The 22,086-nt window shown below is 72.0% G+C and carries 16 protein-coding genes; 10 read left to right on the forward strand and 6 right to left on the reverse strand.

All coding sequences use genetic code 11. The features are described 5' to 3' along the window. Window positions 1–88 precede the first annotated feature (88 nt). Entirely contained in the window at window positions 89–1,411 is a 1,323-nt protein-coding gene (locus AOK01_RS27820; protein WP_079103808.1) for a PucR family transcriptional regulator, read from the forward strand. A gap of 43 nt (window positions 1,412–1,454) precedes the next feature. On the opposite strand, the gene AOK01_RS27825 is transcribed toward AOK01_RS27820, so the two are convergent. Continuing rightward, entirely contained in the window at window positions 1,455–1,913 is a 459-nt protein-coding gene (locus AOK01_RS27825) for a DUF5707 domain-containing protein (RefSeq protein WP_055516460.1), read from the reverse strand. 341 nt (window positions 1,914–2,254) lie between these two features. Here AOK01_RS27825 and AOK01_RS27830 point away from each other — a divergent pair, with 341 nt between their 5' ends. The 4 genes from AOK01_RS27830 (at window position 2,255) to AOK01_RS27845 (ending at window position 7,796) form a co-directional block, all read left to right on the forward strand. Further along, window positions 2,255–4,696, forward strand: coding sequence for a sensor histidine kinase (locus AOK01_RS27830; RefSeq protein ID WP_079103809.1), 2,442 nt, complete (start codon window positions 2,255–2,257; stop codon window positions 4,694–4,696). Beyond that, a complete protein-coding gene (locus AOK01_RS27835; RefSeq protein WP_055516462.1) occupies window positions 4,693–5,379 on the forward strand; it encodes a response regulator in 687 nt (228 codons plus the stop codon). The genes AOK01_RS27830 and AOK01_RS27835 overlap by 4 nt, the downstream gene beginning before the upstream one ends. Before the next feature lie 13 nt (window positions 5,380–5,392). Further along, window positions 5,393–5,737, forward strand: a complete 345-nt coding sequence (locus tag AOK01_RS27840) for an SCO4225 family membrane protein (RefSeq protein ID WP_055516464.1) — start codon at window positions 5,393–5,395, stop codon at window positions 5,735–5,737. Between the two features lie 106 nt (window positions 5,738–5,843). Beyond that, complete coding sequence (locus AOK01_RS27845) at window positions 5,844–7,796, forward strand: glycoside hydrolase family 5 protein (RefSeq protein ID WP_055516466.1); 1,953 nt, start codon at window positions 5,844–5,846, stop codon at window positions 7,794–7,796. Between the two features lie 155 nt (window positions 7,797–7,951). Here AOK01_RS27845 and AOK01_RS27850 read toward each other — a convergent pair whose 3' ends face one another. The 3 genes from AOK01_RS27850 to AOK01_RS27860 form a co-directional block, all read right to left on the reverse strand. Further along, entirely contained in the window at window positions 7,952–9,310 is a 1,359-nt protein-coding gene (locus AOK01_RS27850; protein WP_055516468.1) for an MFS transporter, read from the reverse strand. 72 nt (window positions 9,311–9,382) lie between these two features. Then, window positions 9,383–10,342 carry an amidohydrolase family protein gene (locus AOK01_RS27855; RefSeq protein WP_055516471.1) on the reverse strand — a complete coding sequence of 320 codons (960 nt, stop codon included), beginning with the start codon at window positions 10,340–10,342 and terminating at the stop codon, window positions 9,383–9,385. 5 nt (window positions 10,343–10,347) lie between these two features. Beyond that, the gene (locus AOK01_RS27860) at window positions 10,348–11,373 is read right to left on the reverse strand and encodes an amidohydrolase family protein (protein WP_055516473.1); all 1,026 of its coding nucleotides are present in this window, start codon (window positions 11,371–11,373) and stop codon (window positions 10,348–10,350) included. 235 nt (window positions 11,374–11,608) lie between these two features. On the opposite strand from AOK01_RS27860, the gene AOK01_RS27865 reads away from it, so the two are divergent. The 3 genes from AOK01_RS27865 to AOK01_RS27875 are packed head-to-tail and all read left to right on the forward strand — an operon-like array spanning window position 11,609 to window position 14,904. After that, the gene (locus tag AOK01_RS27865) at window positions 11,609–12,307 is read left to right on the forward strand and encodes a response regulator transcription factor (RefSeq protein WP_055516484.1); all 699 of its coding nucleotides are present in this window, start codon (window positions 11,609–11,611) and stop codon (window positions 12,305–12,307) included. 21 nt (window positions 12,308–12,328) lie between these two features. Continuing rightward, window positions 12,329–13,822 (forward strand): sensor histidine kinase, encoded by a 1,494-nt coding sequence (locus AOK01_RS27870; protein WP_079103810.1) that lies wholly within the window; start codon window positions 12,329–12,331, stop codon window positions 13,820–13,822. Beyond that, complete coding sequence (locus AOK01_RS27875; protein ID WP_079103811.1) at window positions 13,819–14,904, forward strand: TAXI family TRAP transporter solute-binding subunit; 1,086 nt, start codon at window positions 13,819–13,821, stop codon at window positions 14,902–14,904. Before AOK01_RS27870 ends, AOK01_RS27875 begins: the two co-directional genes overlap by 4 nt. A 40-nt stretch (window positions 14,905–14,944) precedes the next feature. Here the strand turns inward: AOK01_RS27875 and AOK01_RS27880 are convergent, their stop codons facing one another. Further along, window positions 14,945–17,335, reverse strand: a complete 2,391-nt coding sequence (locus AOK01_RS27880) for a helicase-associated domain-containing protein (protein WP_342671070.1) — start codon at window positions 17,333–17,335, stop codon at window positions 14,945–14,947. A gap of 352 nt (window positions 17,336–17,687) precedes the next feature. Here AOK01_RS27880 and AOK01_RS41735 point away from each other — a divergent pair, with 352 nt between their 5' ends. Beyond that, window positions 17,688–18,047 carry a hypothetical protein gene (locus AOK01_RS41735; RefSeq protein WP_079103812.1) on the forward strand — a complete coding sequence of 120 codons (360 nt, stop codon included), beginning with the start codon at window positions 17,688–17,690 and terminating at the stop codon, window positions 18,045–18,047. Window positions 18,048–18,173: 126 nt separating this feature from the next. Continuing rightward, window positions 18,174–19,430: a hypothetical protein gene (locus AOK01_RS27890; protein ID WP_190851636.1), complete on the forward strand. Its 1,257-nt coding sequence runs from the start codon at window positions 18,174–18,176 to the stop codon at window positions 19,428–19,430. A gap of 624 nt (window positions 19,431–20,054) precedes the next feature. Here the strand turns inward: AOK01_RS27890 and AOK01_RS27895 are convergent. Continuing rightward, the coding region (locus tag AOK01_RS27895; protein ID WP_055516486.1) for a tetratricopeptide repeat protein at window positions 20,055–22,086 on the reverse strand (2,032 nt) is incomplete at its 5' end.

Consider the following 22,086-nt stretch of genomic DNA (forward strand, 5'->3'; position numbering starts at 1 on the left):
CACAACCTTCACCGGTTCACCCGGAGTGATAGAGGCACGTCCGGTTTTCGTCTGTCGGCCCCCTTGTGCAGGTGGCATGCTCATGCTTATGGGGAGTCTCTTCGCAGAGCTGGCCCGGCAGGCGTCGGCCAACGCACGCCGCGAGGTCGAGACGTACGTACGTGAGATCCCGGAACTCGGATCGCTCGACCTGAACTCCCGGGCCAGGGCCGAGACGCTGGAGTACGCGGTGTGGTTCAGGCGCCGCACGATCGAACTCGCCCCGGACGACGGAAGGTTGACCGACGACGACCTCGGATACATCGCGTCGATGGGCGAGGCGCGGGCCGGGTCGGGAATGTCGCTCGACTCGCGGCAACGCGTGCTGCGCGTGCACACCGAACTCATGCTGCGCGAGATCAACGAGGCGACCGAGGCCCAGCGCGGCGGCGACGTCGAGGAACTCATGCGGTTGATGAGCTGGTTCGCCCCGCAGGGTGAGCGCGGCATCGGCGCCTACCGCCATGGCTTCGTGACAGCGATGCGCCGCCGTCTCCCGTACGTCGATCAAGTCGGCCTGCTGGCCCGCTCGTTGCTGGCCGAGGACCCCATAGCGGCGGACCTCGCGCTGGTCACGGGCATCGAACTGGCCGAGTACTACGCGGTGACGGTGATCCGGGTGCCCGACAGCCCGGTCGGCGCCCGGGACCTGACGAATGGCATCGAGGCGCTGGTGAAGACCCATCAGGTGCCGGTCACCTGGTGCCCGGAGCGCGGCGCCGGAGGAGGCAGCAGGAGCGGCAGCGGCGGCATGAGCAGCCCGAGCGGCATGAGCAGCCCGAGCAGCCCGAGCGGCATGAGCAGCCCGAGCGGCATGAGCGGCATGAGCAGCAAGGGCGGCGGGGGCGGCAGGGGTGGTGAGCTGATCGTGCTGATCCCCGGTGAGGCCGGGTCCGCGCAGCCGCCCGTCGTCCCCGACCTCTTACCGGACTTCGCCCAGGCCATCGGCCGCCTCTGCGCCGTCGGCACCGCGGGAGCGCCGCTGTCCGGACTCGCCGGCGCCCTCGACCGGGCCCGGCGGATCAGCAGAGCGGCTCCGTTGCGGCGTACGTCCGCGCGACTGCGCCCGCACACCATGGCGGACGTGTTCGTCGAACTCGCCGTCGCGGACGTGCCGTTCGTCGACGCATGGCTCCGGACGGTGGCCCGGCGCCTCGAACCCGGCCCGGACCTGCTGCGCACCCTCGACGCGTACTACCGCCACGACATGAGCCGCGGCTCCACGGCGGAAGCCCTCAACGTCCACCCGCGCACCCTGGACTACCGACTGCGCCGGGTACGGGAACTCACGGACATCGACCCGGGCTCCACGCACGGCGTACGCGTTCTCAGTACGGCCGTCACGCGGAGCCTGTCGGGAGCGTGGCGCTGAGCAGGGCTGAGCCGGCCTCGGCTGGGCTGGGCCGAGGGGCAGGTCAGCGGGTGAACTCGAAGGCGGCCGCGCGGGGTACGAACACCGTGTCGCCGTCCTTGGCCGTCGCCAGCGCCGAGATGTGCCAGGTGCCCGGGAGGGACTCGGCCGCATCCTCCTTCGTGACCCGGAGCGTGTAGGTGCAGCGGGACGTCTCGTCCGAGGTGCTCCGGCACTTGGCGGCGTCCACGTGCCGCAGCTCCGCCTCCGTCGGGTCGAGCCTCGAACTCGCGGGCCACGCGATGACCTTGAGGCCCCGGACGCCCGAGTCGTCGCTCACGTCCGCGGTGAAGGTCAGCGAACCCGCGCCGCTGCCGGACGGGGCGACGTAACGCGCCGAGCTGTTCTTCAGGGCCGGCTCCGAGGAGGTCGAGGCCATGGCGAACCCACCGACGGCGATGCCGACGCCGCCTCCGACGACGACAAGACCGATGAGCGACGAGACGAGAATGCGCTTGGACATGGAATAGCTCCCTGAATTCAGTCGACGGCGGATGCGTATTCGCATCTGTTTGAAATGCGGTGTGCGGAAAAGCGGAGTGCAGAATGGTGAATGCGGTGTGCGGTGCTCGTTCTGATGTGTTCGAGATTAGGGTCCGGGGCATTGCGCGGTCGTCGCGCTGCCGGATGATTGCCGCCTTGAACCAGAGGTAGAGAACACCGCCGGGCCGTCAACCGGACGGGCACGGACCCCTTCGCGACCAGGGCCCCCTCTGCAACCAAAGTAAGAGACGGAGATCCCCCTTCAGCCGGAGCCGGGCCGTTCACCTGCGGCCTTAGCCTTGGGGTGCGATGAAACCTGTCATGAACCGAACCGACGACCGGCTGCTCCCGGTCCTGCTGATCTGCGCCCAGGCCGCCGTGTGGCCCGGCGCGGCGCTCGTACGTGGGACCGTCCCGGCCGCGTCCGCCCTTCTCGTGGCGGCCCTGGTCGCCGGAGCGGTGACGGGCGCGCTGGTTCTCCGCCGTACCCGTCCGGTGGCCGGCCTCGTCCTGGTCGCCGCCGCCTGTGCGCTGGGCGCCGGGCCGCTGCCCACCGGGGCGATGGCCGTACTCGGGACCGCGGGCGTCGGGCTGGCCCTGTTCACCGTGGCGGCCGAACGCGACACCTTCACCGCCGTGCTGTGCGCCGTGGCGCTCGCCGTCTGGCAACTGCTGCAGGACATCAGCCTCCACGGGCTCAGCGAACGCGACGGACTCGACCTCGTCCTGACGGCTCTGCTGTACGCCGCCACGTGCGGCGCCGGCCTCCTCGTACGGCGGACCCGTCGTGCCCGTTCGGCGGCCGAACACCTGCTGAAGCGGGCCGAGTCCGAGCGCCACCGGCTGCCGGCGGTCGAACGGCGCCGTATGGAACGGGAACTGCACGACGTCAGCGCCCACCATCTGACGGCCGTGGTCGTCTCGGCGGGGGCCGCGCTCGGCCTGCGTGAACGCCGCCCCGAACTCGCCGCCGACGCACTGCGGTTCGCGGTCGAGACCGGCCGCGAGGTCACCCGGGCGCTCGGCGCGGTACGGGCACCGGCCCCCTCGCGGGAGGAACAGCCGCCACCGGAGGAACGGCTGAGGAGCCTCGTCGACGGATTCCGCCACCTCGACCAGCCGGTGGACTGCGAGATCGGCCCCCTGCCGGAGGGCGCCGTCGCGGACGCGGCCTTCGGCATCGTGCGCGAGGGGCTGACCAACGTGGCCCGGTACGCCCCCGGCGCCCGTACGACCGTGCGGTGCCGGTACGGCGACACCCGTACCGAGGTCGTCGTCACCAGCGCGGCGCCGCTGTCCGGTGCGGTGGCCCACGGTGCGGGTCTGGGCGGGGGACGCGGCCAGGGCTTCCTGCGGTCCCGGGCCCGGGAGGCGGGCGGCACCTTGACCAGCGGCCCGACGGCGGAGGGCGGCTGGGAGGTACGCGCGGTCCTGCCCGGCCGGACCGCCGCCCCGGCTGAGCCGTCCGCGCCACGGAGCTACCGGGTGGCGCAGGTGACGGCCGCCGCCGGCCTCGTCCTGCAGCCGCTGCTCCCGGTGCTGGTCATCCGGTCGGAGACCACGTCGGGCGGCGGGCAGGTGTCCGTGGGCGTGCTGTTCGCACTGCTGGTCGCGGCGCAGGTGGTCGCGCTGCTGTGGCTGCGCCGGACGCCCCGCGTCGCGCAGGGCGCCCTGTTCGGTCTGGCCCCGCTCTGGCCGGTGGCGATGGCGACGGGCGGGTACACCGGCCCTGTGCTGCTGCCGCCCGCGCTGAGCATGTTGGCGACGTGCGTTGCGCTCGCCGTGGTCGCGTCGCGCGGGGTCGCGTCGCGCGGGGTCGCGTCGCGCGGGGTTGCGTCCCGCGGTGCTGCGTTCCGCGGGGTTGCGGGGGTGGCCTGGTTCGTTCGGCGCGGGCGCGGGAGTGCGGGCTCGGCGGTTGTGGCCCTGGCCGTGGCCGTGCATGCCGGGGCCGTGGTCGGCGCCGTGCTGGATCGGGGGACGGGGCTGCCTCCGTGGGTGGTGGTCGTGGGGGCGGTGGCCGGGGTCGGTGCCGTGGTCGGGGTGGCTCTGTGTGGCGGGGTTCTGCGCGGTCGGCGCGAGGCGGCGGACCGGGGCTCGCGGGACGCGCGCCTCGCCGCCTGGACGGGAGAAGCCGTCCGGGACGCGTGGGCCGAACGCCGCAGGATCGCCGCCGGGCTGGAGACGACCGTGCTGGCGCGCACCGCCGACATGGTCGCCCAGGCGGAGGCGGGCCGGCTCGACGCGACCGCCGAACGCGCCCGCGAGGCCCTGGCCGCGATGCGCGCCCTGCTCGACACCGTGCGGGACGGGGACGGGGATGGTGAGACGAAGCCAGAACTGCGCCCGCAGCCCACCCTCCAGGCTCTCGACCTGCTCGCCCACCAGTGCCGGGCCACCGGCCGCGACGTCGAGATACGGCTCACCGACCGCGTACCGGAGCGGCTGCCCACCGCGGTGGACCTGGCCGCCTACCACGCGGCCGAGACGGTGCTCGCGGCCGGCGGCGAGGAGCCAGCGGTGCTCGCGCTCGACGCGGACGGCGATACGTTGACGCTCACCGCCACCGGGGTACCGCGCGCCGCCCGCCCCGCCGTACGGGAGCTGCTGGCGGCGCGCGCCGCCGCGCTCGGCGGCACCCTGGACACCGGCCGGCCGGGCACGGTCGGCCTCCGGCTGCCACTCGCACCGGTTCCGGACTCGAATCCGACCCCGACCCCGACCCCGACCCTGAACTTGAACCCGAATCCGGAGAGGGAGCGATGAGCCTCAAGGTGCTGGTCGTCGACGACCAGGGCATCGTGCGGGCGGGGTTCGCCGCCGTGATCGACGCCGAGGAGGACATGACGGTCGTCGGCGAGGCCGCCGACGGAGCCGCCGCGGTGCGCCTCGCCGCGGACCTGGCCCCGGACGTGGTCGTCATGGACGTCCGGATGCCCGTGCTCGACGGCATCGCCGCCACCCGGATCATCACCGGGCGCCAGGACGCGCCCCGGGTCCTGGTGCTGACCACCTTCGACCTCGACGCGTACATCTTCGACGCGCTGCGGGCCGGCGCCTCCGGCTTCCTGCTCAAGGACGTGCACGCCGCCGAACTGCTGCAGGGCATCCGGGTGGTGGCCACCGGCGAGAGTGTGCTGGCCCCGTCCGCGACGCGTCGGCTCATCGGCCACTACGCGTCAGGAGCCGGCGCCGGCCTGCGGGCCGGGGGCGGTCCGAGCGAGCTGGACAGCCTGACCGGCAGCCAGCGGAACGTCCTCGCCCTGGTCGCCTCCGGATTCAACAACGCGGAGATCGCCGACGAACTCGGCATCACCGTCGGCACCGTCAAGTCCCACGTCAACGCGCTGCTGCGCAAACTCGGGCTGCGTGACCGCGTACAGGCGACGATCCTCGCGTACGACCTGGGCCTCGCCCGCCCGAATCCGCCCGGCACCACCCACATCTGAGGACTCACACCTGATGACCGGTACGACCTCCGGCTCCGGCCGCACCACCCTCCCGCGCCGACTGCGCCACGTGCTCGGCGACGTCTTCGCCCTGGTCTACCTCGCGGCCTGTGCCGTCCTGCTCGTGTGGGCGCTCGTGGTGAGCGCCGTCGACACCTCGGACGAGTCCATGGCGGGCGTCATCCCGGTGTTCGCCACCGCCCCGACGAGTCTCGTGCCGCTGCTGTTGCTGCCGGAAGGCGCCGCGTGGTTCATCGTCTCGGTCGTGTTCGGGGCGCTGGTCAACGCCGCCCTCATCGGCTGGTGCGCCCGCGCGCTGCGCCGCGGCCGGAACCACTTCCAGGGCCGGGCGTCCTGAGCCCTGGCCTCCACACAGGCCTGGACCAACGCCGCCCCGTACAGGATGATGACGCTGCCATGACAACAGCGTCGTAATCCGTGATCCGTAATCCTCGGGATGGTGGATGGTGACTGTGCGCGGGTTCTTCGGCAGGTCGTCGACTCCGGTCGCCGTACTTCTCCTGGTGCCCCTGGCATCCCTGGCACCCCTGGTCCCACTGGCTCCCGTCCAGACGGCTGCCGCCTCGGCCGTACGGGAGCCGGTCGCCGAGACCGCTGCGGACTGGACGCCGCCGCTCAGCACGCGGGGCCGCTGGATCGTCGACGCGGACGGCGACCGTTTCAAGCTGCGGTCCGGGAACTGGCACGGAGCCAGCGGTACGTGGAACGGCTCCGGCAGTGTGGACGACGACGCCAACCACCACGCGGGGGAGAACTCCGGCCGGACGCCCCTCGGTCTTGACCGGGCTCCCATGGCCGAGATCATCGCCGGCTTCCAGGAGATCGGCATCAACAGCATCCGGCTGCCCTTCTCCAACGAGATGATCCACGACACCCGCCCCGTCACCGACACGGCCGTCGCCGCCAATCCCGCCCTGCGCGGCAGCACCCCGCTCCAGGTCTACGACGCCGTGGTCCGCGAACTCACCGCGGCGGGCCTCGCGGTCGTCCTCAACAACCACACCAACACGACCCGTTGGTGCTGCGGAGTCGACGGCAACGAACGCTGGAACGCGAGCCAATCCACCCAGGCCTGGGAGGACGACTGGCTGTTCATGGCCCGCCGCTACAAGGACAACCAGCGCGTCGTCGGCGCCGACCTCTACAACGAGGTGCGCCGGAACATCTGGGACGACCCCAACTGGGGCCTCGGCGACGACCACGACTGGTTCGCCGCCTCCCAGCGCCTGGGCGACCGCATCCTGACGGAGGCCGACGCCGACCTCCTCATCATCGTCGAGGGCATCAACTGGACCGGCATTCCCATCGACGGCTTCGCACACGAACGCCCCACCCTGGCCCCCGTACGCAACCTCTCCCACACCCTCGTCGATTCCGGCAAGCTCGTGTACTCGGCCCACTTCTACGACTACACGGGGCCGAACCACAGCGGCGCCACCGGGACGGGCGAGACCACCGACCCCCGCTACCGCGACTTCAGCCCCGCCGAACTGATCGACGTACTGAACCGCCAGGCCTTCTTCGTCACCGCCGAACAGGACAAGCACTTCACCGCCCCGGTCTGGATCAGCGAGTTCGGGGTCGGCGGCCGGGAGGAGACGAACGCCAAGGCGCGTGCCTGGTTCGAGAACTTCGTCGACCAACTGGTCCGCACCGACGCCGACTTCGCGTACTGGCCGCTGGTCGGATGGCACGAGAACCGCAGGGGCAACGGCTGGGCGCTGCTGCACTGGGACTCGGCGGGCCGGCGCATGGGCGTGTACGACGGCGACGACTGGCGGGCCGCCGCCTGGACCCGGCTCATCGGGGCCGGTGGCCGTACCGGCCAGGTCGCCCCCGTGACGGAGTGGTCGATGCTCAGCCCCGACCACGGCGACTTCGTCGCCTCGCGCCGCATGCGCGCGCTGCCCGACTGGGACTCCGGCGCCCGCAAGGCGGTCTGCCCCGACGGACAGCGCCTCCTCGGCCTCAGCCACACCGGCAACCGGGGCCTGTGCTCCGACGTGACCGCCGGGCCGCTGCGGGACCCGGCCGGCGGGCACGAGGTCGTACGGGACGAGCGGTACGTCAAGGCGGGCGGCGACTGGGCGTCCGGCTACACCAAGCTCCAGTGCCCCGACGGCGACTTCCTCACGGGTTACAGCGTCCGAGGCGCCGCGGTCTCTGCCGCGCTGTGCGCTGCCGCGCCGCCCGGTGCGATCACCGGTACGAGCGGTCGTACGGTCTGGTTCGACCGGGGCGACAACAGGGGCTCGGCGCCCAAGGGCGGCGACTTCGGGAACGGGCATTACAAGGGTCAGTGCGCGGACGACGAGTACGTGGCCGGCGTCGCGTACACCGGCCGCGTGGGGTCGTCCCGCACACCGGACGCGGTGCTCTGCCGAGGGCTGCGGTGAACTCGGCTGCCGGCCCGGTGGGGGCTGAGCGCGCCGTTCCCCGCGCCCCTAAATACCCAGGGGCGCGGGGGCCTATTAGGGGCGCGGGGAACGGCGCAATCTTTTAGGGGCGCGGGGAACTGCGCGACAAGCCCCCACCGGGCCGGCAGCCGCGGTCAGACAGGAACCCCCACCCCCTTCCGCTCCGCGTCAGCGACCCGCGCGGACCGAGTCCGCGTACCGAACGCGGCCAGCGCAACCGCCCCGACCAGCCAAGTCCCGGCAATGAAGTAGAAGACACTCTGATAGCCATGACCGGTGTACAGCGACGCCACGATCAACGGCCCCGCCGCGTTCGACAGCCGCCCCAGCCCGTAGGACACGCTCGTGCCCAGCGAACGGCTCCGCGTGTCGAAGAGCTCGGGAGAGTACGCGTACGCGAGAGCGGTGTAGCCGCGCTCGAAGAGGTTCACCAGGAAGCCGAACACGATGATGAGGACGGGGTTGAAGGTGAGCCCGTACAGCAGGCCGCACGCGGCGATCACCGTACCGAAGGCGACCAGGCACCACTTGCGTTCGAAGCGGTCGGTGACCAGCGACGCCAGATAGCAGCCGAGCGGAGCGCCGACCGTGGTCAGCGCCACGTAGAAGACGGACTTCTCGACGCTGAACCCCTCCTTGGCCAGCAGGGTGGGCGCCCAGCTCGAATAGCCGAAGAAACCGATGGTCTGCGTCATCCACAGCACGGAGAGCAGCAGGGTCGGCATCAGGTACTTCTTCTGCAGGAGCAGCCGCAGCGGCGCCTTCGTCGACGGCGTCTCGGCGACCGGCGGCGCGGGCTCGGGAAGCGGGCCCTTCTCCGCCGCGACACTCGCCTCGATCTCCCTCAGTACCGCGTCCGCCGCGGCGTGCTCGCCCCGGCTTTCGAGCCAGCGGGGCGACTCCTTGAGGCGGCCTGCGAAGAAGACGAGCAGGATGCCGAGCGAACCCCAGAGGTAGACCAGCCGCCACGACCAGTCGTTGAGCGGGACGACCAGGCTGGCGATGAGGTTGGTGACGGGCGTGCCGCAGATGCCGATGGCGATGGCGTACGCCTGGTACTTGCCGCGGGTCGCCGACGGGTACATCTCGTTGACGTAGACGACCCCCACGACGGTCATCGCGGACAGGCCCGCCGAGGTCAGGACGCGGAACACACCGAGCGAGACCAGGTCCCAGGAGAACACCGCCGCGAACGAGGAGATGCCGAAGAACAGCGTGGTCCACAGCAGGGCCCGTTTGCGGCCCCACCGGTCGGCTAGGGACCCGGCGGCGATCGCCCCGATGAACATGCCGACGAACGAGAGCGAGGTGACGTAGGCGACCTGGTCGACGGACAGGCCCCACAGCTTGATCAGTTTCGGCGCGGTGGTGGCGAAGCTGTTGATGTCCGCGAACTCGAAGAAGTACGCGAAGGCGACGGCGAGCAGGGTGACTTTGTGGAACCGGGAGATCGGCAGCCTGTCCAGCCGGTTCAGCGCGTTGGCTTGTTGCATGAGCGGCCCTTGTCGAAGTCGGATCTGTGCGGAACAGCGGTCGGATCTGTGCGGAACAGCGGGTGGGGGACGTCAGTGGTGTCGGCCGGGCCAGTCCTCGCCCGGCCAGTAGAGGCTCATCGGGTTGGCGACCAGGAGCTTGTGCCGTTGTTCGGCGGTGACCGCCACGTGCGGTACGTGGTCGACGAGGAGGCCGTCGTCCGGCATGTGGTCGGTGAGGTTGGGGTGCGGCCAGTCGGTGCCCCACAGCACCCGGTCGGGGAACTCCTCCACGACGCGCCGGCCGAAGGGGACGACGTCGGTGTAGGCGTGCCGTTCGCCGTCCAGGGCGGCCGGGCCCGTCACGCTGAGCCGCTCGGGGCAACTCACCTTCACCCACACGTCGTTGGCGTCGACGAACCGCAGGAACCGGCTGAACTGCGGGCCGTCGACCGGCTGGGTCACGTCCGGCCGCCCCATGTGGTCCACCACCAGCGGCACGGGCAACGACCCGAAGAACCCCTCCAGTTCGGGCAGGTCGACGCTCTCGAAGTAGAGGACGACGTGCCAGCCCAGCGGGGCGACCTTCCTGGCGATGGTGACCAGGTCGTCGGCGGGCGAGGTGTCGACAAGGCGCCGTACGAAGTTGAAGCGCACGCCGCGCACCCCCGCCGCGTCGAGTGCGAGCAGCTCGCTCTCGCCGATGTCGGGGCGGACGGTCGCGATGCCGCGTGCCCTGCCGCCGGCGGCCCGTACGGCGTCGACCATGGCGCTGTTGTCCGCGCCGTGGCAGGTGGCCTGCACGATGACGTTGCGGGTGACGCCCAGCCGGTCGCGGAGCGCGAACAGCTCCTCCTTGCCGCCGTCGCAGGGCGTGTACTTGCGCTCCGGCGCGAAGGGGAACTCGGCCTGCGGACCGAAGACATGGCAGTGCGCGTCGACGGCCCCCGGCGGCAGCCGGAACACCGGCTCGGACGGATCGCGGTACCAGTCGAGCCAGCCGGGGGTCTTGGCGGAGAGGGAAGCCCCCGGGGAGGGCACGTGGGTGTTCATGCGGGTCACCGGCCCTGACGCTTGAGCACCGCGTCCAGGCGGGGATACACCGCGCGGGCGTTGTGCTCCTGGACCGCCGCCAGGTCGTCCGCGGAGAGGTCGGCGGCCTCGGCGTACCTGCGGGTGTCGTCGAAGTGGTGGCCGGTGCACGGGTCGATGTCGCGGACCGCGCCGATCATCTCGGAGGCGAAGAGGATGTTGCGGGCCGGGATGACGTCGTACAACAGGTCCGAGCCGGGCTGGTGGTAGACGCAGGTGTCGAAGTAGACGTTGCCCAGGACGTGTTCTTCCAGCGGAGGCTTGCCCAGCGCCATCGCCAGGCCCCGGAAGCGGCCCCAGTGGTAGGGGACGGCGCCGCCGCCGTGCGGGATGACGAAGCGCAGGGTCGGGAAGTCGGCGAACAGGTCGCCCTGGACCAGCTGCATGAACGCCGTGGTGTCGGCGTTGAGATAGTGCGCGCCGGTGGTGTGGAAGGCCGGGTTGACACTCGTACTGACGTGGATCATCGCCGGGATGTCGTACTCCGCCATCTTCTCGTAGAGCGGGTACCAGGAGCGGTCGGTGAGCGGCGGGGAGGTCCAGTGACCGCCCGAGGGGTCGGGGTTCAGGTTCACCGCGACGGCGCCGTACTCCTCCACACAGCGGGTGAGTTCCGGGACGCAGGTGGCCGGGTCGACGCCGGGCGACTGCGGAAGCATCGCGGCGGGCACGAAGCGCTCCGGGTACAGCTGCGAGACCCGGAAGCAGAGTTCGTTGCAGATCGCGGCCCAGGCGGCGGAGGTTTCGAAGTCCCCGACGTGGTGGGCCATGAACGACGCGCGGGGCGAGAAGACCGTGACGTCGATGCCGCGCTCGTCCATCAGCCGCAACTGGTTCGGCTCGATGCTCTCGCGCAGCTCGTCGTCGCCGATGCGCAGGTCCGCGGGGGCGGGGGCGGCCGACGGGTCGGTGAGGGAGGCGGTCTGCCGATCGCGCCAGACGGCCAGGGCCGGTGGGGCGGTCGTGTAGTGACCGTGACAGTCGATGATCATTTACGGCGTCCTTTACTGCGTCCTCTACGGCGTCCTTCGCAAGCCGAGCTGCTCTGCCGGATGCCGTGCAGCCTCGCTCCGCCCGCACCGTCGGACGAGAGGACCGAACACAGAACTAACGTCCGCTTAACACAGCGGCGGGTGCGCGGCCGGTGTGGTCTACATTCGCTACGAAGAGTGGCCGAAGCGGCCGGAGTGGCCGGAGTGGCCGGAGCGGCCGAAGGAGGTGGACAGGGTGCAGGTGCTGCTGGCCGAGGACGACGACGGTGTGGCCGCGGCGCTCGTGGAGGTCCTGTACGACCACGGCCACATCACCAGGCGTGTCCGGTACGGCAGGGACGTACTCACCTACCACCGCAGCTCCGACCTGCTCCTTCTCGACCTGGGCCTGCCCGATACCGACGGTCTGGACGTGCTGCGCGCCCTGCGGGCGGTGAGCGACCTGCCGGTGGTGGTGCTCACCGCGCGTGGCGACGAACGCTCGGTGGTACGCGGCCTGCGCCTCGGCGCCGACGACTACCTCGTCAAGCCGGTACGCCTCGCCGAGCTGCTCGCCCGCATCGACGCCGTCACCCGGCGTAACGCCACGAGGAACGCGCCCGCCGCGTCCGCCGCCGCCTTGGCCTCCGCCGTACGGACGGTCAGGGCCGGTGACGTCGAGGTGGAACTCGACGCGCGCCGGGTCAGGGTCGCCGGGGCGGAGGTCGAGCTGACCACCAAGGAATTCGACATCCTCGCCGTACTGGCCGGGCGCGCGGGTACGGCGGTCAGCCGCGAGCAACTCCTGGACGAGGTGTGGGGCGACGCCCACCATGCCGTGTCCCGCTCCCTGGACGTCCACCTCACACAACTGCGCGCCAAGCTGCGCCGCCCCGGCCTCCTCACGACGATCCGCGGCTTCGGCTACCGCTTCGGCAACCTCGACGAGGACTGACAAGGTCGGAGGAGGCGACGCGTGCGCACCAGGGTCCAGGCGGCACTGCTGCTGTTCGTCGTGATCGCGGTGGCCGCGTTCGCCGTGCCGCTGCTGCTGTTCACCGCGTCCGACCGCACCCAGCAGCTGGTCCTCGCCCGCAGCGCCGACCTCGACCGCTTCGCGTCCCTCATGGACCAGGCCGCGGCCACCGGCGACACCTCGGCCGTCGCCGCCGAGGCGCGCCGCTACACCCAGCTGTACGGGGAACCGCTCGTCGTCACCGACACACGCCGCAGACCCGTCGTCCAGACCGGCGGCATGCGGGCCGTCGACCCGGCCGTCGCCCGGCTGCTCGACGCGGCGCTGCGCAACCAGACCGCGCATCCCGCGGGCGCGCTGCGTCCCTGGTCGCGCGGGTACCGGATGTTCGCCGAGCCCGCGGGCACCGGGACCCGGGTCTCCGGGGCCGTCGTGCTGCGGGCCTCGGTCGGCACCGCGTCGGAGGAGATCACCCGGCGCTGGGCCGCCGTCCTCGCGGGGGCCGCGCTCGTCGCCGTCGCCTGCACGGTGCTGGCGCGGGCCGCGACGGGGTGGGTGGTCAGCCCGCTGCGCCGCCTCGACCGGGCGGTGGGCCAGCTCGCCGCGGGACTCCCGCCCGAACAGACGAGGGCCGGAGGCCCGCCCGAACTGCGCCAGCTCGCGATCGGCTTCAACCGCATGGCGCGTACGGTCACGGCGGCCCTTGAGCAGCAGCGCAGGCTCGTCGCCGACACGTCCCACCAGATGCGCAACCCGATGGCGGCGCTCCGGCTCCGCGTCGACGCCCTGCACACCCATCTGGCCCCGTCGGGCGACCGCACGTACACCGGGGTCACCACCGAGCTCGACCGCCTGGAGAACCTCCTCGACGACCTGCTGGCCCTCGCCACCGCGGAACACCGGGCCGGGGAACTGACGGTGACCGACGGCTCGGGCGTCCACTGCGACGCCGCGGCGGTCGCGGCCGACCGGCACCGCCTGTGGGAGCCGGTCGCCCATCGGGCGGGGGCCCGCCTGGGTTTCCGGTCCGCCGATGCCCCGGTCCCGGCGGCCTGCACGGACCGCGAACTCGCCCAGATCACGGACATCCTCCTGGACAACGCCATCAAGTACGCGGGCCGGGGCGCCGAGATCTCCCTCCGCTGCGCCACCGAAGGCAGCCGCGCGACCCTCACGGTGACGGACGACGGCCCCGGCCTCGGCACGGACGAACTGGCCCTGGCCACCACAAGATTCTGGCGCGCGGGCCGCCAGCACCAGAACGGGACAGCGGGTACGGGCCTGGGCCTGGCCATCGCCGAACAACTCCTGGCGGGACGGGGCGGCCGACTGGAACTGGCGGCGGCGCGACCACGGGGACTGAGGGCGAGGGCGGTGCTGCCGCGGGCCGAACCCGGCGGAGGGAACGGCGTCGGCGGCGCCCTCGGCCCCGCCGGCCCCATCGGCCCGGTCGGCACCGGATGCAGGGACACGCACGGCGGTGACGCGCTATGACCGACCCCGACCCCGACCCCGGCCCGTACTCCCGTTACTCCCGTCCGCGTCCTGGTCGTCCTGGGCGTCCTGTTCGTCCTGTTCGTCGTCCGGACTCGGTCGTCGACCGCCGCACGCTCCTCCACGCAGCCCTCGGCGCGACGGCAGTCGCCGTCCTCGGTGGTGCGCTCACGGCCGACACCTCCCGGCAGCGACCGGGGCCGAGCGGTGTCCTGCGCGTCGCGACGGGTGAACCGACGGCGTTCTACGAGGCGTTCGGCCGCCTCCTCACCGCGGAACTGGAGACGGCGTATCCCCGCCTGAGCTGCCGCGTCCGTACCACCGCCGGCAGCCTCGCCAACATCGAGCTGCTCCGCGACCGCCGCGCCGACCTCGCACTCGTCCTCACCGACACGGCGCTGGCCGCCCAGGGCACCGAGCTCTTTCCGCGCCCGGTGCCGCTGCGCGCGATCGGCAGGGTGTACGAGACCTACCTCCAGTTTGTCGTCCGCGCGGACTCGCCCGTGCGCGAGGTGTCCGACCTGGCCGGGCACACCGTCTCGCTCGGCGCCACCGGATCGGGCGCGGCCGTACTCGGCGAGCGGATACTGCACGCGGCGGGCCTCACCCCGGGCGCCGACGTCCCCGTACTCCACCTCCCGCTGGCCGACGCGGCCGACGCGATGCGGGTGGGCTCGATCGACGCCCTGATCGTCGCGGGCGGCGTGCCGCTGCCCACCCTGTCCGACCTCGATGACGGTCCCGGGCTGCGGTTCCTGCCGCTGGCCGGGCTGCTGCCCCGGCTCGGCGGTCGCGCCGGGCTGGCCGGCTCCGGTCTGGAGAAGGTGTCCCTGCCGCAGGGCGCGTACCGGTCGGCAGGCGGAGTCGCCACCATCGGGGTGTCCAACCTGCTGGTGTGCCGCCCCGACCTGCCCCGCGCCGTCGCCGAGGCACTGACCCGCCTCCTGGTCCTGCGCGCGACGGCCCTCGTCCCCGGCAACGCCGTCGGCATCCAGTTCCTCGACGTCGGCAGCCTGATCGGCACGGGCGGCATCGCCCTGCACGACGGGGCGGCCGAGGCGTACCGCGCACTGCACGGCTGAGCCGGCATGACGTGACGGCGTACATGACGCCTCGTACGGGCTAGGCGGGCATGACGCCGTGGACGCGGGAGAGGGTGAAGACACGTTCGTCGTCGCGCAGGTGACACCAGGCGTACAGGTGGGGCGGGTCGAGGTCGATCTCGCTGAGGGTGCGCACGGTGCGGTTGCCCGAGGCGGCGACGTACTCGATGGTGACGGCCAGTCCCTCGTCGATGGCGTGGGCGAGCTGACGAACATCGGCGAGGGACAGCAGCCGCGCGTACCGGGCGACGATTTCCTCACTGTCACTGTCACTGCCGCTGTTGAAGGGGATTGTGTCGCCCGGATCGGGACGCCGCGATGCGACGGGCGGGGCGGCCCGCAGCCTGGTGGCCAGCGCGCTCACGTCGACGACGGCCGGTGCCCGCCGCGCAGGGGAGCGCGCGCCGCCAGGCGCGTGGGGAGACTTGCGCGGGCGCGGTACGGGGGTGGCGGCGCGACGGTGCCGGGCCTGTTCGACACGTACGCTCCCGTCGGCCGCTTCGGCAACGGGGGCGTAGCCCGCGGCCCGGAGCGCGGTGAGGATCTTGTCGAGCGGGGTCCGGCTGACCAGAACCGTCGGGGCCAGTCGCCGCAGGCCGAGGCCGGCGAGCTTTCGGTGGGCGGCGAGTTCGGCGAGGAGGGCGGGTTCCTCGCCGTGGATGACGCTGGCCACGGAGGCGACGCGGATACGGCCGTGGCCGCGCGCGGTGTCGTGGATCAGGTACGACAGCGGTTGCGGGAGGGGCCCGACGGCGACGGCGGCCAGGTCGGCCACGATCGCGTCGGGTGTCCGGCCGGAGTCCAGGGCGCGGCGGACGGTCCCCGGACCGAACCGCCACACCGATGCCGCGCCGCCGGCTTCCCGGTCCGCGGTCGCGTCCAGCAGCGCGGCGAGGTGGGCGGACGGTGTGCCGGTGACGACGGCGGTGAGGTCGGCGCCGAAGCGGGCGGTCCTGGTGGCAGCCGGCAGCAGGTGCCGACACGCCGCGGCCAGGGCTTCGGCGTCGTCGGCCCGCACGGCGGCGCCGATACGGGACAGGGCGCCGCGGGCGATGACTCCGAGCAGTTCGGCCTCGCGTACGAGTGTCGCGAACGGCGTGCCGTCCTGCGGGAGTTGATGGGCGAGCGGACGGTACCAGGCGACCAGCGGCCCCAGTTCCGCGGCGCTGTGCGCTCCCTGGTCCGCCGGGAGGTGAGCCGCGGCGGTGAGGAGTCCGTCCCGCGCCCGCAGGCAGCCGTCGCAGGGCGGCGTTCCGGCGAGCGCGGGCAGCGCCTTGCCGTCTTCGTCGCGCGCCTGGGCGGGAGTCAGCGGCAGCGTCTGCCACGCCTGGAGCAGCACGGTGAGCCGCTCCGCCGGTTCCCGCCGCGCCCAGGCGTCGTAGCCGTCCGTCGCGGCGACCCGGCCGCCGTCCCGGGCCAGCAGCCCGGCGGCGTACGCGGTCTCCAGAACGAGGCGTACGACGATGTCCTCGCACCGTGCGGCCTTCCCGACCCGGGACAGCTCACGTGCGCCGACCCCGCCGGACTTCAACAGGGCCGGCGCGGATGCGGCGCACACCGTCAGGACCGACGCGGCGTGGGCGGCGAACGCCGTGGCCGTGGCCGCCGTCTCCCGGTCCACGTCCGCCGGGGTGACGGGCATCGACCGCGCCGGGGGCGGGACGGGTGTGAACGGGGCGTGCCAGTCGGCTCCGCGCAGCGCGAGCGCCACCTCGGCGGGCATACGGGCGGGCCCGTACCGGTGCCGGTCCTCTACCAGCAGCCCCCGCTCCAGCGCCCAGCGCGCGACCGGGTCCGAGTCGGCGTGGGGGACCCCGAGGACGAGGAACTCGGTCCGGGAACCGGGTCGGCCGGCCGCGTGCCCCGCTCGCCGCTCCAGCAGTTCCCGGCCGGCCGCGGGCGCTCCGGCGACCAGCGCGGTGACCCGCTCCGGGTCGCTGTGGTGATCCACGAGGGCCGCCAGCCGCCGCTGTTTGGTGGTGCCCGGCGACCGGACGCCCAGGGCCGCCAGGATGCGGCGCAGTTCCTCGGAGGTCGTGTCCGCCAGCAACTGGACGAGCGGCGCGTCCAGCCCCAGCGGCGCGTCCCACGCCTGCCGCATCGGCGCCGCCATCCGCAGCAGCCCCTCGCCGTCCGGCCAGACGAGCGCGTGATCGCCCAGCGTCCCGAGGGCCGCGTCCAGGCCGCCCTGAACACCTTCTGCCCCGCTCACACCCACACCCACACCCACACCCACACCCACGCCCAACAGATCCGCCAGAGCGGCGCGTGGAACCGGCCCCAGCGCTGCCAGCGCCTCGGCCACCTGCAAGTGCGGCAGCGCGAGCCCGGGCAGCACGAGCGCCACCGACGCCGGACGTTGAAGGCGGTCCGCCAGCTCGCCGAACGACCGCGGCTCGGGCAGCGACACGGCATCCGCGCGCCCCGCGAGAACCCGCTCCAGCCGCTGGGTCCCGAGACCGCTCAGCCAGGTGGCCAGTGTTGATCCGCTGGACTTACCGATGGGGGCACCTCACGAGAACGAGCACCGTTGGTCTTCCGGTCCGACAGGTCCGACAGGTCCGACAGGTCCGACAGGTCCGACCGGACCGGGACCGGACTGGTCTTGCGCAGGGCACCAGGATGGCGCATCACGGAGGACGCCCGCGGCGGCTCCGGACAGAAACCCGCTTCCGCGTGAAAGCCAGGTGCTTGGGCCCCATGCCATATGCCATCCGTCCACAACCACCCGGAACAGAGCGGTCGGCGGGCAGGATGGCCTCATGACGAAACCATCCGTACGGCCGGTCCGCCGTCGCTCCTCCGGCTCGGTGCTGTCGTTGTGGTCTCAGGACTCGGTGTTGTCGATTGGCTCGGTCGGCTCGGTGCTGTCCGTGGGGTCCGTCGGTTCGGCCCTGTCGGTCGGCTCGATCGGTTCCGCCCTGTCGCTGGTCTCGACCGGATCGTGGCTGAGTACAGGATCGTTGTTCTCCGCGCAGTCGAGGTGGTCGGTGCTGTCCTGGCGCTCTTCCCACGGGTTCCTGGCGGTGGGGGCGGCGGCCGGGGGCGCCCTGCTGCTCACCCAGATGCTGCGCAAGGCCGATGGCGGCGATGGCGGCACCGAACGACTCCGATCAGATTGAGCGATTGTTCCGCCCAGCGTCGGCGTTCCAGGCCGCACGCCGGAGCAAGGGTGCTGCAAGAGGCCTGCAAGGAAAGCGCTGTGCACACGGGGAACCCCTCTGTCGTCTGCGTACGCACGACGAGCGATGGGGGATCGCGTGTCTGTCGGAACGACGAAATCAGCACTGATCGAGCAAGGGCACTGGCTGACGGTGCGGGACTGCAAGAGGGTCCTGGTGGTTGTGCACACAGTGACCTTCGCCCAACGACTGCGGGAAGTCTTCGAACTTCTGGAGAACGACCTGCGCATTCAACTGGTCTTCACGGTCGCACCACATGCCTTCGGCAACGGAGTCACCGAGTTCCTGCAGAGCCTGGGCATCGCCACGGTGCCCTGGGAAGAGGCCCTGCGGGCCGAGTTCGACCTCGCGCTCGCGGCGGGCTCCCGCGGAGTGCACGAACTGAGGACTCCGGTCGTACGCATCTCACACGGGGCAGGACAGATAAAACTGCTCACCGACATCACCACGCTGACGCCCGGTGAGCGGAGGTCGCCCGGGATGCTGAGCCGCCAGCACCTCTTGCACGAGGGGCAGCTGATCCCGGCAGCGATCGTCTACGCCCACGACAGGGATCTGGAGGAGCTCGCCCGGTCCTGCCCGGAGGCGCTGGAGGTGGCTCACGTGATGGGCGATCCGTGCGTCGACCGGATCACGGCCGGCCGGTCCAGGCGCGATTCCTACCGCCGTGCGCTGGGAATCGAGGACGGACAGCGGCTCGTGGTGGTCACGTCCACCTGGGGACCGGCTTCGACGTTCGGTCACCTCGACTCTCTGCTGCCGCAGCTGCTGAGCCGGCTGCCGGACGACGGCTACCGGGTAGCGATGCTGGTCCATCCCAATGTGTTCGCGGGCCACGGCATCCGACAGGTGCACGGCTGGCTGTCCTGCTGCCAGGGCCTGGGGATCGCGGTCGTCCCCCCGGAAGCCGACTGGCAGGCGCTGCTGATCGCGGCCGACTGGATCATCGGTGACCACGGATCGCTCACCGCGTACGGCACGCTCACAGAAGCGACGATGCTGCTGACGGCCGGATCCCGACGTGAGGTGTCGGCCGGCTCCCCGGCGGCTCTGTTGTCCGCCGTCGCGCCCGTGCTCTCTCCGATGTACCCGCTGGCGGAGCAGCTGGAGTACGCGGCACAGCTGCACCGCCCGGGACAGTACGACCATGTCGCCGCCTCGCTGTCGTCGGCGCCGGGTCAGTTCCACCGACGGATGCGTTCGGCCCTCTATCGCATGCTCGGGCTGGGAGAACCTGCCCGTCCGCCGTTCGTCGCACCGCCCCCGCCTCCGCCGTCACTGACGAGGTGGGAGATCTCCGCCGGCAGCGGGGCGGCGCTGTGAGCGGCCGGCGCGCGACCCCGGAGCAGCCGGATGCCGCGTGGGCCACTGTGTGCTTCTGTGCTGCACGGACCGATGGCACACCGTGTGGTGACGGCCCGGACGACCGGTCGTTCCTCGTCGCCTGGCGTTCAAAGGCGGCGCACGGTCCGGTTCTTGTCCGGTCCGACCGACTGTCCTCGGCCACGGGACGGCGGGCGTATGCGTATCCGTCTCCCTGCCCGCATGCGCCGGGCCCGCTTCCCTGCGACGTACATCTGTGGGTGGATGCGGACAGCCGGGAGCGGACAGAGCTCATGGAACACGCCGATGTGCTCGTGAGCGGCGTACCCCTGCTGCCTGAACCGGCTCACCACCGGGTGCACGAGTTGCTGGCGGGCCACCCTGGATGCCTTGCCGCCGCGGTACCCGGTACGGCCACGACGTGTGTCGTCGGGGTACGGGACCGTACGGGTGCCGTGTCGTTCGTACGGCCGGAGCAGGGCGGGTCCGATGCTCCACTCCCGACACACGCGGTTGTCTCGGTCGTGCACGCCTGGGTGGTGTCCGGGGGATCGCCCCGCGTGCTGAGTTCCCTCGCCCCGATGCCGCGTCGGTGACCCACGGGACGGCTGGCCGCGGCGACGATTACGCCTGGCGCAGCCGGTCGTCCAGACGTTGTGCGTCCTCAGGACTCAGCCGCCGGAAGAGGTCCCGGGCGGCCTCGTAGTGGCGTACTGATTCCACATGATCACCACGTGATTCGGCTGCCTGGCCGAGCCATTCCAGGCAGCGCGCCTCCCAGTGCTCGGACCGGGCAACACCCGCTCGGAAACGCGCGAGTGCGTCCCGCAGTCGCCGGACGCCTTCGGCACGGTCTCCGCCGCTGTCCAGGACATGGCCGAGAAGGGCCAGGACGCGGGTCGCCTCGTACGTCTCTCCCAGCGAGTCCAGTTCGGTGCCGGCCCGGCGCAGTTGCTCGGCGGCTGTGGCCAGGTCGCCACCGGCCATGGCTGTTTCGCCGAGGCGCCGTCGGGAGAGGGCGGCCCCGCGCCGGTAGCCGATCGACTCCCTCAGCCTCAGGGCGTGCTCGAAGTGGTCGTGTGCCTCGTCGAGCCGGTGGGTCAGGAGACTGATGTGTCCCAATCCGCTCGCGGCTTGCGCCTGTTGGCGTACGTCGTTGTCGGCCGTGGCCATCTCCAGCGCCTGCCGGTACCAGTCGGCCGCCTCCGGGTACCGGCCGGCGTTGCGCAGGCCGATCGCGCCGGAGGTGAGCATGCGGCCCTCACCCTGCCTCGTTCCGCTCCGGCGTGCTGCCTCAAGACCGAGGCGGTGCGCCTCGATCCACATCTCGGACGGACGCAACCGGAGAAAAAGGGGCCATGCGAGATCCGTGAGACGCCAACAGGAGGTGTGCCAGCCGACCCGGGCCGAGTGCCGTACCGCGCCCATCAGGTTGTTGCGGTGCTCGTCCAGCCAGGCCAGCGCCTCCTCGGGGCCGTCGAGTGGGGCCGGAGGCACGGTCTCCGCGGGGAGGTCGTGTCCCGGCAGCCGGTGGCTGGGGGTGAGGATGCTCTCCGCCGAAGCCGCGGTGGACAGGCACCAGTCGACGAAGCAGCGCAGCGTGCGCTCGCGTCGGCCGGGGTTCTCCAGCTCTTCACCGAGGTGACGGGCGTGTGGTTGGACGAGGTCATGGAATCGATAGGTGCCCGGACCCGTCTCCTCCAGGAGATTCGCCTCCACGAGAGCGTGGACGGCGAGGTCGGCGGCGTGCCCGGTGTCCCGTGACCCCTGCCCGTCGTCCGCGAGGGCGGTCAGCAGCGAGAGGTCATGACGATCCGCGGGCAGCAGTCCCATCCGGCGGTACAGCGCACGGCTCTCGTCCGGGAGGATGTCGTACGACATGTCGAGCGCCGTACGCATCACGGCCTCCCCGTCGACGCGCAGCGTGGCGACGGCCCCCTGACCACGGGACAGGCTGTCGGCCAGGGCGGACACCGAACGGTGAGGTCTCAGCGCGAGCTGGGCGGAGGCCAGGGCCACTGCCAGGGGCAGGCGGCCGCACAGTCTGACCACTTCACGCGCAGCGGTCGGCTCCCGCGCCACACGTGTCCCGCCACCGACGGCGAGAAGCTCGACGGCCGAATCGGCGGGGAGCCCTTCCAGCCGGTGCACGGAAGCGCCGTCGATGCGCAGTCCGGTCAGTGTGCTTCTGCTGGTCACCACGGTGAGGCCGGTCGGCGTACCGAGCAGGAGCGGGCGTACCTGAGCGGCGGTGAATGCGCTGTCCAGGAGGACGGCCAGCCGCAGCCCCGAGGTCATCGAACGCCACAGCGCGCTCCGTTGCGCGATTCCGGCCGGCACCGAGGACGCGCCGAGCGCGACCAGGAAGGCTTCCAGGACGACGGCCGGGGAGACGGGCCCGCTTTCCTCGTCGGTGGCCTGTCCGCCCAGGTCGGCGTAGAACTGGCCATCGGTGAAGCTGCTGGCCTGCTCGTACAGCCACTGGGTGGCGAAGGTGGTCTTCCCGACGCCCGCGAGCCCGCTGACCACCAGGACCTGCGGTGCGTGCGTCGGCCGCTGGGCACGCAGAGCGTTCAGAGCCCGCCGGTCGGCCTCCCGGTCGGTGAACCGCGCGGTCACCGGGAGCAGTTGACGGGGCACGGGGAGACGGGGTGGG

The sequence above is a fragment of the Streptomyces aurantiacus genome, from assembly GCF_001418335.1.
Taxonomy (GTDB): Bacteria; Actinomycetota; Actinomycetes; order Streptomycetales; family Streptomycetaceae; genus Streptomyces; species Streptomyces aurantiacus.

What these genes read in the sequence shown, in the direction of transcription:
- AOK01_RS27855 (WP_055516471.1), bottom strand. Translation starts at nt 10,342, where the DNA reads ATGAACACCCACGTGCCCTCCCCGGGGGCTTCCCTCTCCGCCAAGACC.
- AOK01_RS27830 (WP_079103809.1), top strand. Translation starts at nt 2,255, where the DNA reads ATGAACCGAACCGACGACCGGCTGCTCCCGGTCCTGCTGATCTGCGCC.
- AOK01_RS27890 (WP_190851636.1), top strand. Translation starts at nt 18,174, where the DNA reads ATGGGGGATCGCGTGTCTGTCGGAACGACGAAATCAGCACTGATCGAG.
- AOK01_RS27825 (WP_055516460.1), bottom strand. Translation starts at nt 1,913, where the DNA reads ATGTCCAAGCGCATTCTCGTCTCGTCGCTCATCGGTCTTGTCGTCGTC.
- AOK01_RS27850 (WP_055516468.1), bottom strand. Translation starts at nt 9,310, where the DNA reads ATGCAACAAGCCAACGCGCTGAACCGGCTGGACAGGCTGCCGATCTCC.
- AOK01_RS27860 (WP_055516473.1), bottom strand. Translation starts at nt 11,373, where the DNA reads ATGATCATCGACTGTCACGGTCACTACACGACCGCCCCACCGGCCCTG.
- AOK01_RS27835 (WP_055516462.1), top strand. Translation starts at nt 4,693, where the DNA reads ATGAGCCTCAAGGTGCTGGTCGTCGACGACCAGGGCATCGTGCGGGCG.
- AOK01_RS27875 (WP_079103811.1), top strand. Translation starts at nt 13,819, where the DNA reads ATGACCGACCCCGACCCCGACCCCGGCCCGTACTCCCGTTACTCCCGT.
- AOK01_RS27840 (WP_055516464.1), top strand. Translation starts at nt 5,393, where the DNA reads ATGACCGGTACGACCTCCGGCTCCGGCCGCACCACCCTCCCGCGCCGA.
- AOK01_RS27845 (WP_055516466.1), top strand. Translation starts at nt 5,844, where the DNA reads ATGGTGACTGTGCGCGGGTTCTTCGGCAGGTCGTCGACTCCGGTCGCC.
- AOK01_RS41735 (WP_079103812.1), top strand. Translation starts at nt 17,688, where the DNA reads ATGACGAAACCATCCGTACGGCCGGTCCGCCGTCGCTCCTCCGGCTCG.
- AOK01_RS27820 (WP_079103808.1), top strand. Translation starts at nt 89, where the DNA reads ATGGGGAGTCTCTTCGCAGAGCTGGCCCGGCAGGCGTCGGCCAACGCA.